Genomic DNA, 311 nt, shown 5'->3' on the forward strand with positions numbered 1-311 from the left:
GCGGTGCGGTTAAACTCATCTTGTATTTGATAAATTTTATGAAGTCGTTGTTGCGCAAGATCAAATTTGTCCGGGTTTCGTTTTGCGTAATTGCTTAGTATCGCTATTGCTTCTTCGTATTTCTTATTTTTAATCAGAGTGTCCGCTTTGGACAGATCGGCATCTTTCCTGCCGCCGGCAAAAACAGGGGTTATTGCCGAAAACAGTAACAAAATTGAGAAAATTCCAGTAAAAACCGCTTTGTAAGTAGATTTTGCCATTATCATTAATATACTATAATATATTATCGTATTTTTTTTTATATTTCTTTC

The 311-nt window shown here is 34.7% G+C and carries 1 protein-coding gene; it reads right to left on the minus strand.

The genetic code is table 11. The features are described 5' to 3' along the window. Positions 1–266 (minus strand): hypothetical protein (locus ACYVTD_RS18925; RefSeq protein ID WP_461249122.1); only part of this gene is annotated, 266 nt, incomplete at its 3' end. Between the last annotated feature and the right edge of the window lie 45 nt (positions 267–311).

The organism is Treponema sp. R6D11 (genome assembly GCF_054786075.1).